Annotated in this window: 12 protein-coding genes; 7 read left to right on the forward strand and 5 right to left on the reverse strand. The window is 60.6% G+C overall.

Annotated elements, in window-relative coordinates; all coding sequences use genetic code 11:
* The first annotated feature begins 3 nt into the window (after positions 1 to 3).
* On the forward strand, positions 4 to 1170 hold the full coding sequence (locus BUB53_RS08465) for an acetate/propionate family kinase (RefSeq protein WP_073034268.1): 1167 nt from the start codon (positions 4 to 6) through the stop codon (positions 1168 to 1170).
* 55 nt (positions 1171 to 1225) lie between these two features.
* Here the strand turns inward: BUB53_RS08465 and BUB53_RS08470 are convergent, their stop codons facing one another.
* A complete protein-coding gene (locus BUB53_RS08470; RefSeq protein WP_073034269.1) occupies positions 1226 to 2077 on the reverse strand; it encodes a phosphate acyltransferase in 852 nt (283 codons plus the stop codon).
* A gap of 213 nt (positions 2078 to 2290) precedes the next feature.
* Here BUB53_RS08470 and BUB53_RS08475 point away from each other — a divergent pair, with 213 nt between their 5' ends.
* Genes BUB53_RS08475 through BUB53_RS08485 form a run of 3 tightly spaced genes read left to right on the forward strand, consistent with a single transcriptional unit; the run spans position 2291 to position 6757 of the window.
* Positions 2291 to 5119 carry a molybdopterin oxidoreductase family protein gene (locus BUB53_RS08475; RefSeq protein ID WP_073034270.1) on the forward strand — a complete coding sequence of 943 codons (2829 nt, stop codon included), beginning with the start codon at positions 2291 to 2293 and terminating at the stop codon, positions 5117 to 5119.
* Positions 5116 to 5883 (forward strand): 4Fe-4S dicluster domain-containing protein, encoded by a 768-nt coding sequence (locus tag BUB53_RS08480; protein WP_073034271.1) that lies wholly within the window; start codon positions 5116 to 5118, stop codon positions 5881 to 5883. The genes BUB53_RS08475 and BUB53_RS08480 overlap by 4 nt, the downstream gene beginning before the upstream one ends.
* Before the next feature lies 1 nt (position 5884).
* On the forward strand, positions 5885 to 6757 hold the full coding sequence (locus BUB53_RS08485; protein ID WP_073034272.1) for a dimethyl sulfoxide reductase anchor subunit family protein: 873 nt from the start codon (positions 5885 to 5887) through the stop codon (positions 6755 to 6757).
* A gap of 30 nt (positions 6758 to 6787) precedes the next feature.
* On the opposite strand, the gene BUB53_RS08490 is transcribed toward BUB53_RS08485, so the two are convergent.
* The 3 genes from BUB53_RS08490 to BUB53_RS08500 all read right to left on the reverse strand — a co-directional run bounded on the left by BUB53_RS08490 (position 6788) and on the right by BUB53_RS08500 (position 8981).
* Positions 6788 to 7363 (reverse strand): DUF1523 family protein, encoded by a 576-nt coding sequence (locus BUB53_RS08490; protein WP_084729025.1) that lies wholly within the window; start codon positions 7361 to 7363, stop codon positions 6788 to 6790.
* A gap of 14 nt (positions 7364 to 7377) precedes the next feature.
* Positions 7378 to 7644, reverse strand: coding sequence for a hypothetical protein (locus BUB53_RS08495; RefSeq protein ID WP_073034273.1), 267 nt, complete (start codon positions 7642 to 7644; stop codon positions 7378 to 7380).
* A gap of 128 nt (positions 7645 to 7772) precedes the next feature.
* Entirely contained in the window at positions 7773 to 8981 is a 1209-nt protein-coding gene (locus BUB53_RS08500; protein ID WP_073034274.1) for an aminopeptidase P family protein, read from the reverse strand.
* 152 nt (positions 8982 to 9133) lie between these two features.
* Here BUB53_RS08500 and BUB53_RS08505 point away from each other — a divergent pair, with 152 nt between their 5' ends.
* A complete protein-coding gene (locus BUB53_RS08505) occupies positions 9134 to 10129 on the forward strand; it encodes a P1 family peptidase (protein WP_073034361.1) in 996 nt (331 codons plus the stop codon).
* A gap of 77 nt (positions 10130 to 10206) precedes the next feature.
* On the opposite strand, the gene BUB53_RS08510 is transcribed toward BUB53_RS08505, so the two are convergent.
* A complete protein-coding gene (locus BUB53_RS08510; RefSeq protein ID WP_073034275.1) occupies positions 10207 to 10995 on the reverse strand; it encodes an alpha/beta hydrolase in 789 nt (262 codons plus the stop codon).
* 92 nt (positions 10996 to 11087) lie between these two features.
* Here BUB53_RS08510 and BUB53_RS08515 point away from each other — a divergent pair, with 92 nt between their 5' ends.
* Positions 11088 to 12560 carry an NAD-dependent succinate-semialdehyde dehydrogenase gene (locus BUB53_RS08515; protein ID WP_073034276.1) on the forward strand — a complete coding sequence of 491 codons (1473 nt, stop codon included), beginning with the start codon at positions 11088 to 11090 and terminating at the stop codon, positions 12558 to 12560.
* A gap of 211 nt (positions 12561 to 12771) precedes the next feature.
* Positions 12772 to 14004, forward strand: a complete 1233-nt coding sequence (locus tag BUB53_RS08520; protein WP_073034277.1) for an META domain-containing protein — start codon at positions 12772 to 12774, stop codon at positions 14002 to 14004.
* The last annotated feature ends 26 nt before the right edge of the window (positions 14005 to 14030 follow it).

Below are 14030 nucleotides of genomic sequence, written 5' to 3' on the forward strand. Positions count from 1 at the left end.
CTCGTGAGTACACCCGGCATTGATGCACCGATACTGGTTGTGAATGCCGGGTCGTCCTCGATCAAGTTTGCCGTTTTCGATGGCAATTTGAATAACCGGCTGGCCGGAATCGCCGATGGGATAGGCGGAGCTGCATCGTTGAAGGTCGGCACCGATAAACAGGACGTCGATCTTCCCGATCATGTCACGGCGCTACAAGCCATTCTTCACGGGTTAGAAGCGTGCGATCTGCCGATATCGGGCTTCAGGATGGCCGCGCACAGGGTTGTCCATGGCGGCAGCGAATTGACGGCACCAGTACGGATCACATCCAAAACACGCTTGGCCATTGCGAACTGCACGCCATTGGCTCCGCTGCACAACCCGCATCATCTGTCAGCCATCGACACGCTGGCCGCCCTGGCCCCGGATCTTGCCCAATATGCCAGTTTCGACACCGGGTTTCACGCAACCATGCCTAAGGTCGAAACCACCTATGCCCTGCCCACCGCAATCACAGCTCGGGGTCTTCGGCGCTATGGGTTTCACGGGATTTCCTATGCCTCTCTGGTACGGCTGATGCCGGAATTGTCGGGCGCGCCATTGCCTGATCGGCTGTTGGCCTTTCACCTTGGCAATGGCGTGTCGGCCTGCGCGATCCGCAAGGGCCACTCAGTCGCCACGACCATGGGCTATTCACCGCTGGAAGGGCTGACCATGGGCACTCGGACCGGCGATATAGACGCGAACGCGGTGTTGCGTCTGGCCCGCGAAGACGGGATCGAAGCCACAGCCACCCTGTTGAACTGGCAAAGCGGCCTGCGGGGATTGTCCGGCGGGACTTCGGACATGCGGGCCCTGTTGGATTGCGAAACACCCGACTGCGGTTTTGCGGTCGAGCATTTTTGCTATCACGCGGTTCGGCACGCCGGAGCACTGATCGCCACGCTGCAAGGCTGTGACGCCATCGCCTTTACCGGTGGGATCGGTGAAAACGCGGCGCCAATTCGCCGGAAAATCATGGAAGGGCTGGCCTGGCTGGGCCTGAAGGTCGATCATTCCGCGAATGAGAACAACAGCACCGCGCTACACACCAGTGAGTCGTCAGTGGCCGCCTGGATCATACCCGCGCAAGAGGAACGGATGATCGCCGCCGATGCCTTGCAACTTATGCAGCAAGAGGGCGCATGATCCTTTTCGCTGTCGCATACGTCCCGGGAAATATCTGCTTTCTGCGCCGCTCAAATCATACCAGCGCCAGCGTGACGGCGGTGGCGGCCACGATGTCATCAACCGTCGTGCCCCGGCTGAGGTCACAAACCGGCTGGCGAAACCCTTGCAGGCAAGGGCCGACAGCCTGCGCACCGGCAAGTTCCTGTGCCAGTTTGTACGCGATATTGCCGGCATCAAGCGACGGAAAGACCAGAACATTGGCATCAACCGCTTCAACACCCTTGAGCCGCGCAATACCCGCGTTCAGCGCGGCATCGGCCTGTACCGGCCCGGCGAACCCCGTCAATTCGGCGGCGGTACGCACACGATCCACGCTTCCACCCGCGCCCGATGTGCCGGTGGAATACGACAAAAGCGCCACGCGGGCATCGCCCAACAAGGCACATCCGGAAACCGCCGAAGCCTGCGCGATACCGGTGAGTTCCTGCGCCGACGGGGCAACTGTCACGGCGCAGTCGGCAAAGATCATCTCTCGGCCATCGGGAAAAACCATCAGGAAAAACGATGACGGCGCGGAGATACCATCGGCCAACCCGATGGCCAGCCCCGCCGCCTCGATTACGCGACGCGTCGGTGCTTCGGCTCCGGCAACCATTACATCCGCCCGTCCCGCCGCCACCATGGCTGCGGCGCGGATCAAGGGTTTGTCGAGCATTCGCCGGGCCAATACCGGTTTGATGCCGCGCGCCTGCACCAGCGTCTCGATCAAATCGTCGTCCACAGGATCGACGGGAACGGGTGTGCAAAGGCACTGCTCGCTCAGCCGGGCACGGGCCTGTGCGATACGTGGTTCCTGCCATTCAGGGAACACCACCCTGCCCGGCCGCATTTTTACCCGCTCAAAAATCGCATCAAGAACCGTCATGCCCTCACCCCCCCATGGCGAGTACAAGAGCCGCAGGCACCTGAACGGGTCAAGCCTTTTGAACACAGTAAGCGCCTCAAACGACCGGGGCGACCTCTGTCCTGATTCAGAAATTCAGGGACAAAGTTTCAAGAATCACAAAGTCTTTAGAAAAATGTCGCAAGGACAGCAATTCTGTCCTACCGTTCGATCCGACAAGCCGGGGGAGGACCGATGAGCCATCGTCAGCCAAAGATCGACACGTCACCAAAGGTGTCGGACGAGGTGCGTAAGACCACTTGCTACATGTGCGCCTGCCGTTGCGGGATCAACGTTCATATGAAGGACGGAAAGGTGGCCTATATCGAGGGCAACCGCGATCACCCGGTGAACCGCGGCGTTCTGTGCGCCAAGGGCAGTGCGGGCATCATGCAACATAACGCCCCGTCGCGACTGCGGGCACCCTTGAAACGGGTCGGGCCACGCGGCTCCGGTGAGTTCGAGGAGATCAGTTGGAACGAAGCATTGCAGATCGCAACCGATTGGCTGGCCCCGATCCGCGCCGAGAACCCCGAGAAGCTGGCCTTTTTCACCGGGCGAGACCAGTCCCAAAGCTTCACCAGCTATTGGGCACAGAATTTCGGCACGCCGAACTATGCCGCGCATGGCGGGTTCTGCTCGGTCAACATGGCGGCGGCGGGTATTTACACGATGGGCGGTGCGTTCTGGGAATTCGGGCAACCGGACTGGGACCATACGAAACTGTTCATGATCTTCGGTGTGGCCGAGGATCATGACAGCAATCCGATCAAGATGGGCATCGGCAAGATCAAGGCACGTGGCGCCAAGGTGATCGGCGTGAACCCAATCCGCTCGGGCTATAACGCGGTGGCCGATGAATGGGTGGGTATCACGCCGGGCACAGACGGGTTGTTCATCCTGTCTCTGGTGCATGAATTGCTGAGATCCGGGAGCATCGACCTGGACTATCTGGCGCGCTACACCAACGCTCCGGTTCTGGTGAACATGGACCCCAAATCACCGGAATATGGGCTGTTGATGCGTGATGCGGATGGCAAGACACTGGTGATCGACCGCAAGACCGGCAAGCTGACTCCGTTCGATCAGCCCGGTGTGCAGCCCGATCTGGCCGCCAGCCACCGCCACGCAGGTGTGACGCACAAGCCGGTCATGCACCTGATCGCGGAACGCTACCTTGATCCGCAATATGCCCCCGAAGCGGTGGCCGAACGCTGCGGCATCACCGCAGACAAAATCCGCATCATCGCTGCGGAACTGGCTCGCGTCGCTTTTGACGAGGAAATCGTTCTGGAGCAGGAATGGACCGACTTCCGTGGCGAAACCCACAAGGTGATGAAGGGCCGCCCGGTCGCCTTTCACGCGATGCGCGGGATTTCCGCACATTCCAACGGCTTCCAAACCTGCCGCGCGCTGCACATGCTGCAAATCCTTCTGGGCTCCGTCGAGGTGCCGGGGGGCTTCCGCTTCAAGCCGCCCTACCCCAAGCCGGTCAGCGCCCATCCCAAGCCACATTGCAAGGTCACGCCCGGAAAACCGCTGGATGGCCCGCATCTGGGGTTCGTGCAGGGGCCAGACGATCTGGCGCTCAAGGACGATGGCAGCCCGGCGCGGATCGACAAGGCGTTCACCTGGGACAATCCGATGTCGGCCCACGGGCTGATGCATATGGTGATCTCGAACGCCCATGCCGGTGACCCCTACAAGATCGACACGCTGTTCATGTACATGGCGAACATGGCGTGGAATTCGACGATGAACACGCGTGGCGTGATCGACATGCTGACCGACACAGATGAGAACGGCGATTACGTGATCCCGCATATCATCTATTCGGATGCGTACAGCTCGGAAATGGTGGCCTATGCCGACCTGATTTTCCCCGACACCACCTATCTGGAGCGACACGACTGCATCAGCCTTCTGGATCGCCCGATTTGCGAGGCCGACGCCGCAGCCGATGCGATCCGCTGGCCCGTAGTAGAGCCTGACCGCGACGTACGCGGCTTCCAGTCAGTCCTGTGCGACCTTGGCGCGCGACTGAACCTGCCGGGGTTCGTGAACGGGGACGGCAACCAGAAATATGCCGATTACGCCGACTATATCACCAACCACGAGCGCAAACCCGGCATTGGCCCTCTGAGCGGCTGGCGCATGGGAGAAGACGGGCTGACCCATGGCCGGGGCGGGCCGAATGCCGCGCAATTGGATCACTACATTGAAAACGGCGGGTTCTGTGTGCAGCATATCCCGGAGGCAGCCAGCTATTACAAACCCTGGAACGTAGCCTATCAGGAATGGGCCGTTGGCCTGGGCATTTTCGACAGCCCGCAACACTACATCTTCGACCTGTATGTCGAACCCCTGCGCCGTTTCCAACTGGCCGCAGAAGGACATGGCGAGCGCCAGCCACCCGATCACTTGCGCGAGAGGATCAGAACCACTCTGGACCCGCTGCCGATCTGGTATCCCCCCTTCGAGGATGAGCGGGTGAATACGGATGATTTCACCGTACATGCCCTGACCCAACGACCGATGGCGATGTATCATAGCTGGGGCAGTCAGAACGTGTGGTTACGGCAAATCCACGGGCATAATCCGCTGTATCTGCCGACGAAACTGTGGGAGGCGAACGGGTTTTCCGACGGCGATTGGGCACGCGTCACCTCGGCCCACGGAGAGATTACCGTGCCGGTGGCGCATATGGCCGCGCTGAACGAAAACACCGTCTGGACATGGAACGCCATCGGCAAGCGCAAGGGAGCATGGGCACTCGACAAAGACGCGCCGGAGACGACCAAGGGCTTTCTGCTCAACCACCTGATCCACGAGTTATTGCCACCGAAAGGCGATGGGCTGCGGTGGGCCAACTCAGATCCCGTAACGGGGCAGGCAGCGTGGTTCGACCTGCGCGTAAAGATCGAGAAAGCCGATGCTCCATCCGAGACCCAACCAAGCTTTGCACCGATCAAATCACCGGTCGGCCATGGCCCCGACCATCTGGAATGGAAGGTGGGCACATGACTCAGCTACCGGAACGGACCGAAAAGAAACTTGGGCTGGTGATTGATCTGGATACCTGCGTTGGCTGTCACGCCTGTGTGGTGTCCTGCAAGGGCTGGAACACCGAGAACTATGGCGCGCCTCTGTCGGATCAATCGCCTTATGGTGCCGATCCGTCAGGCACGTTCCTGAACCGCGTCCACAGCTACGAGGTGCAACCCGATCAGGGTGCGGCGCAGTTGATCCACTTCCCGAAATCTTGCCTGCATTGCGAGGACGCACCCTGTGTCACCGTCTGCCCCACCGGGGCCAGCTACAAGCGCACCGAGGATGGGATCGTTCTGGTGAACGAGACCGACTGTATCGGCTGCGGCCTGTGTGCCTGGGCCTGCCCCTATGGAGCGCGCGAACTGGATGCCGCCGAGGGCGTGATGAAGAAATGCACATTATGCGTGGACCGGATTTATAACGAGAACCTGCCCGAAGAGGATCGCCTGCCCGCCTGCGTGCGCACCTGCCCTGCCGGGGCTCGGCATTTCGGGGACCTGGGCGATCCGGGCAGCGAGGTCAGCCAACTCGTGGCCGAGCGTGGCGGAATGGACCTGATGCCGGAACAGGGAACGAAGCCGGTCAACAAGTACTTGCCGCCACGCCCAAAGGACGAGATGGATCACATACCTGCCACAGCCGGGGAAATTGATGTGCTCGCCCCGCTCCTGAAACCAGTTGCGGAAGAACCGAAAGGCTTTATCGGCTGGCTCGACAAGGCATTGGAGAAACTCTGAAATGCATCCGGCACCGTCCGTTATTATCTTCACTACATTGTCGGGTCTGGGGTTTGGCCTGTTGTTCTGGCTGGGCCTTGGCCTGCCGCCCGTGACAGGCTGGGTGGCGTTTGTCTTTTTCGCCATTGCCTATGCTCTGGCGGTTGGCGGACTTCTGGCTTCGACCTTTCACCTGGGTCATCCCGAACGGGCGCTCAAGGCATTCACCCAATGGCGGACCAGCTGGCTGAGTCGCGAGGCATGGACCAGTGTCGCCGCCCTGATCGCGATGGCACTTTACGGCGCAGGGCTGGTGTTTTTCGGCACGCAATGGTCTGTCCTGGGATGGCTGGGTGCGGCCCTGTCCCTGTTGACGGTTTACTCCACCTCGATGATTTATGGCCAATTGAAAACCGTACCGCGATGGAGAACGCCGCTGACGCCCACACTGTTGCTGGCGATCTCGCTGGCTGGTGGCGCGTTGCTGGCCGGACAAATCACCGCTGCGCTAATCCTGTTGCCAATCGCCGCGGTGTTGCAAGTGCTATGGTGGGTCCGCGGCGACAATGCGTTGCGGGACAGCGGCACAACCATGGAAAGCGCAACCGGCCTGGGGCACATCGGGCGTGTTCGCGCATTCGAACCACCGCACACCGGCACCAACTACCTGCTGCGGGAATTCGTGCATGTGGTAGGCCGCAAGCACGCGATCAAGCTGCGCGTCATTGCGCTTGGGCTTGGCTATGCCCTGCCTGTGCTGCTTCTGCTGTTACCCTTCGGCCATCTGATCGCTGTGCTGGCGATTCTGGCACATCTGGCGGGTATTGCGGCCTCTCGCTGGCTGTTCTTCGCCGAGGCCGAGCATGTCGTGGGCCTTTATTACGGGAAACGCTGAATGCCCTGATGGGAAGGACCGGCGCGCTGTTTACCCCCAGCCATCGGTCCATTCATCAATGGTCGGCTCGATACGGTTCTTGCGGAACCGTTTCCACCGCACCCATATACCCCACGCAAAAGCGGCCAGAACCGTCAGAACAATGATGTTGAACCACGGAATCAACCGGACATCCGGGCCCGCAACCCGTTTGATCGACACCGCATTGGGAAAAATCGACAGAAATTCGTTGCGCCAGCCATAATGCGTTACAGCATACCATTCGGGGGCGTCCTTGCTGGAGATCGCGTCATTGGCATCGGTGTAGAGGTTCGCGGTATCGAACTTGAAATACGGCGGCCAGCCCCAACCCGTATCCTCGTTACGGTAGACCATCGGATCGCCATCGGGCTGCACGGCCTGAATGAACTGCACGTCCCAGCTTTCCAGTTTGGCTTGTGATTCATCGGATGCCGCCCAGAAGATGCGCGTCCAGCCGGTGACGTCCTGCCGTTCTTCGTAGGTGTTCACGATACGGACAATGTCGCGCTGAGGTAATGTGTAGTGCAGGAATCCGGCCACGATCAGCCAGAACAGCGCCCAGAATACCCATTTGACATAAACCATCGCGGCCCATCCTCTTACATGAAGTTCGTCACATAGATGATCGCCGCGACCACGACAACCGGCACGACATAGATCAGCACGATCAGCTTGCGGCGCAAGGAGCGATCATATTGTGCCATACCTTCGGTCAAGTAGGTTTCCTTGTCGCCGGGGCGGCCCGTGGCCTCCCATTCCCGTTCCAGTTTGCGCCGTCGCGTTGCGCGGGACCAGAAAGAAACGACGACATAGATCACCGACAGGATCAGAAAGCCGAAAACCACAAGTCGCAGGAATGCCAGCATGGGGCGCCCTTTTCACGATGCGTACCGTATTCTGCATAAGGTGCTGCGGCGATCAGGGCAATGACCGCCTCGTGTACCAAAAAGGCGGCCCCGGCTGGGGCCGCGCAGATACGCTCAGGGATTACCCCTCATCCGACGACATTGAACCCGGGTCCATAGGGATAGCCTGTGATGTTCTCGTTGCCGTCCTCAGTAATGACGAGAATATCATGTTCCCGATATCCGCCCGCGCCCGGCATACCCTGCGGCAGGGTCAGCATCGGTTCCATGCTGATGACCATTCCAGGTTGCAAAACCGTGTCGATATCTTCGCGCAGTTCCAGCCCGGCCTCTCGGCCATAGTAATGGCTGAGCAAACCGAAAGAATGCCCATAGCCGAAGGTGCGATATTGCAGCAGATCGCGTTCCTCGAAGAACGCGTTGATCGCCTGCGTGACCTCGGCACAGCTGACATTCGGTTTGAGCAGAGACATACCGTATTCATGGGCGGCCACATTCGCCTCCCATATTTTCAGCGAGGCATCATCAACCTCACCCGCAAACATGGTTCTCTCCAGTGCGGTATAATAACCCGAGATCATCGGAAAGGTGTTGAGGCTCAGGATATCCCCGTGCTGCACCTGTCGCGATGTAACCGGGTTATGCGCGCCGTCAGTATTCAACCCCGACTGGAACCAGACCCAGGTATCTCGATATTCGGCATCGGGAAAGGATTTGGCGATTTCCAGTTCCATCGCGTCCCGGCCCGCCATGGCAATGTCGATTTCCCGCGCGCCCACCTTGACCGCATCGCGGATCGCATAGCCACCCACATCGGCCACCCGCGTCCCTTCGCGGATCAGGGCGATTTCGGCCGGAGATTTCCACATCCGCTGCCGCATCGTGGCTGGGGCCAGATCGACCATGGTCAGGGGTATCAGGAAATCTTCCATCTTGTCGCGGCCCTGCAACGTCAGGTGATCGCCCTCGTAGCCGATGACCTTGCCTTCGCCCGTAACCGACCGAATGGCCCGCCAGTAATTGTCGCGCTGCCAGTCGGTATAGGTGATGTTATCGCCATGGCATCGCCGCCAAGGCTGACCCGCGTCGATACCTGCGCTGATCGTTACGCTGTCCGTGTCTGTCACGACCAAGGCGTAGGGGCGACCAAAAGCGCAATACAGGAACCCGCTATAGTAGGCGATGTTATGCATCGAGGTGAAGACAACCGCCTGCGCACCGGCATCTTCCATGATCTCTCGCAGCCATTTCAGACGCGCTTCGTATTCGGCTTCGGCAAATGGCAACACAGCCTGTTCGCCATTGTGAAAACGGTACATTTCAGGACGTTCAGTCATAACGACCCTCCTATCAAAGAAAGGCCCCGGCGTTCAGGACTTTTGGATTTCGGCTCCCATGAGGCGACGCCATCGCCCCAGCCATCCCTTTCCTTGCCGATCCTGCGCGATCTGGCAAGATGGTTTGCGACACATTCAAGGGATTTCACGCGATGACAGCCCGACCGGGACCAAAAAACCTGATCACAGACGTACCCGGCCTGTTGGTCGGACATGCACAGGATGACATCGTCAAGACAGGTGTAACCGCTCTTGTGGGGGATACCCCCTTTACGGCTGGGATCCACGTGATGGGCGGTGCCCCGGGCACGCGCGAAACCGACCTGCTGGCGCCGGACAAAACGGTCGGGCAAGTGGACGCGCTGGTATTGTCGGGCGGATCGGCCTTTGGCCTGGATGCGGCCTCGGGCGCGGCAGATGCACTGCGTTCTGCGGGACGCGGTTTCGCGGTGGGGGATCAGCGGGTACCCATCGTACCCGGTGCAATCATTTTCGACCTTCTGAATGGCGGGGCGAAGGATTGGCAAACCAACCCTTACAAACGATTGGGCAAGGAAGCCCTCGACGACGCCAGCCCGGATTTCGCCCTTGGCTCTGTTGGTGCGGGAACCGGGGCCACCACCGCCAATCTGAAAGGCGGGCTTGGGTCTGCCTCGATCATGCTACCGTCAGGCCATACGGTGGGGGCATTGGTCGTGGTCAACGCGCTTGGCTCGGCCACGGTTGGCGACAGCCCGCATTTCTGGGCCGCGCCGTTCGAAATCGGGGATGAGTTCGGGGGATTTGGGCCCGCGCAAAGCTATCCGGCTTCACGTATCCCGCAAACCAAGCTGTCGCAACACGCCAACACCACCATCGGCATTGTGGCCACCGACGCCGCACTGACGAAACCGCAATGCACACGTCTGGCGACGGCCGCGCATGACGGGTTCGCCCGTGCCCTTGTACCATCGCACACCCCGATGGATGGCGACCTGATCTTTGCCGCGGCAACGGGGGCCCGACCGCTTGAGGATCAGATAGCCGATACGCTCTATCTTGGTCATGCGGCGGCAACCTGCATGGCCCGCGCCATCGCCCGCGCGGTATATCTGGCCACGCCGGTCGATGGAGATACCTTGCCTTGCTGGACCGAACGCCACGCATGATTTCACTGTTTCGAATATACTCGAACTCTGCACTCGCTTCGGGTGTAGTAGGTTGAGTATTGGGCGAACAACGAAGATCAGTCCACCAAGGCGGCAACCATCGCACTATCGGGGCTGGCCAGCGCGTCGACCACATCGAAATGGTGCCTGCCTTCGGCCACGACATGGCCACAGCCCCAGGCCTCGGCCAACCACCGCGCCTGATCCAGAAATGCGGGGCGCTCATCCGCCCCGACCCAAACGGTGACAGGCACGTCCATGGGACGCATGAGAACCGGGCTCTCGGCCTCGGCGGCGGTCAGATCCAGGCCGAACTGCGCATTCATCGAGGTCTTGAGCATCGGGCGCAGGTCGGCCATGGGCGAGATCGGCACGATACTGCGCAGGCGCGGTGCTACCTCGGGCGGCAACACGCCGGGCACAGCCATTCGCGCCACCAGATGCCCGCCCGCGGAATGGCCACTCAGCGCAACGGGGCCTGCCACCTGTTCGGCAACCACGGTAACAGCGCGGGCAATCTGTAGCGTGATCCCGGCAATCGTCACGTCGGGACACAGATCATAGGACGGCATGGCCACGGCCCATCCCCGCGCCAAGGGACCGGCGGCCAGATGCGACCAGTACGAGTTGTCAAACCGCAACCAATACCCCCCGTGAACAAAGACACACACGCCGTTGGGGACACCTTCGGGAAGAAACAAGTCGAGCTTTTGGCACGGGCTGTCGCCATAAGGGATCGCCAGGCTGGCGCGTCCGACAGTGCTCAGCGTTTCACGAAAGGCGGCGGCCTGTTGCGTCCACCGGGGCGGATACCCCTCGGCCCCCGGAATATGGGCCGCATTCGCATAAGCATCATCCAGTTCCATGGTAACTTCCTGCCTGTTTATCTGGACAAGCGTAGCGCAAGATGCTTTGCCTTTGCGAGACCAATCCGAAACGTCCGAGAAAGGAAAACGCCATGACCAAAACCGATCTGAAATCATTGCTGAAGGACCCCAGCCTTCTGGCCGAGCAATCCTATCTGGCTGGTGAGTGGGTGGATGGCGACAACGGCACCTACGAGGTGACCAACCCCGCACGGGGCGACGTGATCGCCAACGTCGCCGACCTGAGCCGCGCACAGGTAGCCAAGGCCATTGCCGAGGCCGAAGCCGCGCAAAAGGAGTGGGCCAGCTGGACAGGCAAGGAACGCGCCGCCGTGCTGCGCAAGTGGTTCGACCTGATGATGGAAAACCAGGACGATCTGGGCACCATCCTAACCGCCGAGCAAGGCAAACCGCTGGCCGAAGCCAAGGGCGAAATCGCCTATGGCGCCAGTTTCGTTGAGTTTTTCGCCGAAGAGGCCAAGCGCATTTACGGTGAAACCATTCCCGGCCACCAACGGGACAAACGGATCACCGTGATCAAGCAACCCATCGGTGTCGCCGCGTCGATCACGCCGTGGAACTTCCCGAATGCCATGATCACCCGCAAGGCCGCGCCGGCCCTGGCGGCGGGTTGTGCCTTTGTCGGGCGTCCGGCGGCGGAAACGCCGCTGTCAGCCACGGTTCTGGGCGTTCTGGCCGAGCGCGCAGGCATCCCGAAGGGGGTGTTCAGCATCGTGACCTCGTCACGCGCCAGCGAGATCGGCAAGGAATTCTGCGAAAACCCCGTTGTGCGCAAGCTGACCTTCACCGGTTCGACCGAAGTTGGCCGCATCCTGCTGCGTCAGGCCGCCGACAGCGTGATGAAATGCTCGATGGAACTGGGCGGCAACGCGCCTTTCATCGTGTTCGACGACGCCGATCTGGACGCCGCCGTGGAAGGCGCGATCATGTGCAAGTTCCGCAACAACGGCCAGACCTGTGTCTGTGCCAATCGCATCTATGTGCAGGCCGGTGTCTATGACGCCTTCGCCGAAAAGCTGAAGGACGCGGTGAGCAAGCTGAAGATGGGCGACGGTCTGGAGGAAGGTGTTGCACTTGGCCCGCTCATCAACCCGGATGCCATTGAAAAGGTTCAGGAACATGTGGCCGACGCCACCGCCAAGGGGGCCAAGGTGATCCTGGGTGGCGGTGAACCCGTACAGGGGCCGGGGTATTTCCTGCCACCGACCATCGTGACCGGCGCGACGCAGGACATGCAGTTCGCCACCGACGAAACCTTTGGCCCGCTCGCTCCGCTGTTCAAGTTCGAGGATGTGGATGATGTGATCGCCATGGCCAATGACACGATCTTCGGTCTGGCCAGCTATTTCTATGCCAAGGATCTCAGCCGGGTCTACAAGGTGGCCGAGGCACTGGAATACGGGATCGTCGGCGTGAACACCGGGATCATCTCGACCGAGGTCGCACCGTTTGGCGGGGTCAAGCAATCGGGTCTTGGCCGCGAAGGGAGCCATCACGGAATCGATGAATTCCTGGAGATGAAATACATCTGCATGAGCGTCTGAGACCGAATCGGGCGCAAGCCCATGGTTAACAAGGTAAAACCCGGCTCGGTATCGCGTCTGTAACACGTCGGTATCGCGTCGGTATTCCACACAGCCGCGCGTCCCGTTAACAGGGCGCGCGGTTTTTTTATGGGTGACGCGACGGCATATTTCGATTTCACTGACGGGATACCAATATGTGAACCGAACAATCTGGTCCCGGAGGTTATCCATGTTTCGCCTTGCCCTGTCCGCCGCCCTGACCCTGGGCGTGACATCCGCTGCGCTTGCGCAGGAAGATACGCGCCAGATCACCGGGCAGTTGATCTATCTGCAAAAGATCGCCTTGCCGCCGGGAGCCAAGGTAACGGTGTCCGCGCAAGGCGCATTCGGCACCGAGCTGGACCTTGCCCGGTTTGAAACCACCGGGCAGCAGGTGCCGCTACCGTTCGAACTGACCGTGCCCAAGGGCCTGTCGGGTGAGGTCAGCGCGGTCATCCGCATGAAAGATCAACCGTGGTGGATCGTGCAGGACATCCCCTTTGGCGCAGGTAATACCCCCGTCGATCTGGGCGATCTGCGGCTGGAGCGGTTCACGCCGCTGGCCTTTGCGACCCGCTTCGATTGCGACGGAACCGAGGTGCAGTTCGGCGTGGCGGACGACCGCGCCATATTGCGAGTGAGCGGGCAGGATTTTGAGATGGTCCCTGCGATCTCGGCTTCAGGCGCGCGGTATGTCAGCAAAGGGGACGAGAGCACCGAATTCTGGTCCAAGGGCGACATGGCCATGTTGACCGTTGCGGGCGAGGAGATGCCCGAATGCACCCGGATCAGTGACGATGCCGCTGCCTATCGTGCAGGCGGGAACGAACCTGGGTGGTACGTGAGTATCGGCAAGACCGAAATCGACGTGGTGGCGGATTATGGCGAATTGACCCGCAGCGCCCAACGGCCCGACGTGCAGGTGATGCCCGGCGCGTATGTCTTTGACATGCCCGATATCCGCACTCGGCTGACGATTGAAGACCGGATGTGCCACGACGACGCTACCGGCATGCCGCATCCGCATCGCGCCACGCTGGACCTGGACGAGCGCAGCCTGCATGGATGCGGCGGCGACCCGGCCAGCCTGCTGACAGGGCGTGAATGGCGGATCGAAGACGTGGCGGGGCAGGGAATCATCGATGCGTCCAACATCACAATCCTGTTCGACAGAAACGAACGGGTGTCGGGCAGTACCGGCTGCAATCGGTTCATGGGCGGGTATGAGTTGACCGGTGAGGGGCTGAACCTTGGTCAGATGGGAGCCACGATGATGGCCTGCCCCGAAGCGTTGATGAAACAGGAGCAGCGGGTCCTCGACGCGCTGCAACAGGTACGGCGGTTCGATATCGACGACACCGGCGCATTGGTGTTGATCGGCGGGTCAGAGGACGCGCCCCTGCTGACCGGGCGTCGGCCCTGACGGGTCAGGCGGTATTCACGCCGGGT

This window comes from Roseovarius pacificus (assembly GCF_900142665.1).
In the GTDB taxonomy this organism is placed as follows: domain Bacteria; phylum Pseudomonadota; class Alphaproteobacteria; order Rhodobacterales; family Rhodobacteraceae; genus Roseovarius; species Roseovarius pacificus.

Coding starts and splice junctions, on each gene's coding strand:
- BUB53_RS08505 (WP_073034361.1), top strand. CDS start 9,134: ATGACAGCCCGACCGGGACCAAAAAACCTGATCACAGACGTACCCGGC.
- BUB53_RS08470 (WP_073034269.1), bottom strand. CDS start 2,077: ATGACGGTTCTTGATGCGATTTTTGAGCGGGTAAAAATGCGGCCGGGC.
- BUB53_RS08480 (WP_073034271.1), top strand. CDS start 5,116: ATGACTCAGCTACCGGAACGGACCGAAAAGAAACTTGGGCTGGTGATT.
- BUB53_RS08490 (WP_084729025.1), bottom strand. CDS start 7,363: ATGGTTTATGTCAAATGGGTATTCTGGGCGCTGTTCTGGCTGATCGTG.
- BUB53_RS08475 (WP_073034270.1), top strand. CDS start 2,291: ATGAGCCATCGTCAGCCAAAGATCGACACGTCACCAAAGGTGTCGGAC.
- BUB53_RS08495 (WP_073034273.1), bottom strand. CDS start 7,644: ATGCTGGCATTCCTGCGACTTGTGGTTTTCGGCTTTCTGATCCTGTCG.
- BUB53_RS08500 (WP_073034274.1), bottom strand. CDS start 8,981: ATGACTGAACGTCCTGAAATGTACCGTTTTCACAATGGCGAACAGGCT.
- BUB53_RS08520 (WP_073034277.1), top strand. CDS start 12,772: ATGTTTCGCCTTGCCCTGTCCGCCGCCCTGACCCTGGGCGTGACATCC.
- BUB53_RS08515 (WP_073034276.1), top strand. CDS start 11,088: ATGACCAAAACCGATCTGAAATCATTGCTGAAGGACCCCAGCCTTCTG.
- BUB53_RS08485 (WP_073034272.1), top strand. CDS start 5,885: ATGCATCCGGCACCGTCCGTTATTATCTTCACTACATTGTCGGGTCTG.
- BUB53_RS08510 (WP_073034275.1), bottom strand. CDS start 10,995: ATGGAACTGGATGATGCTTATGCGAATGCGGCCCATATTCCGGGGGCC.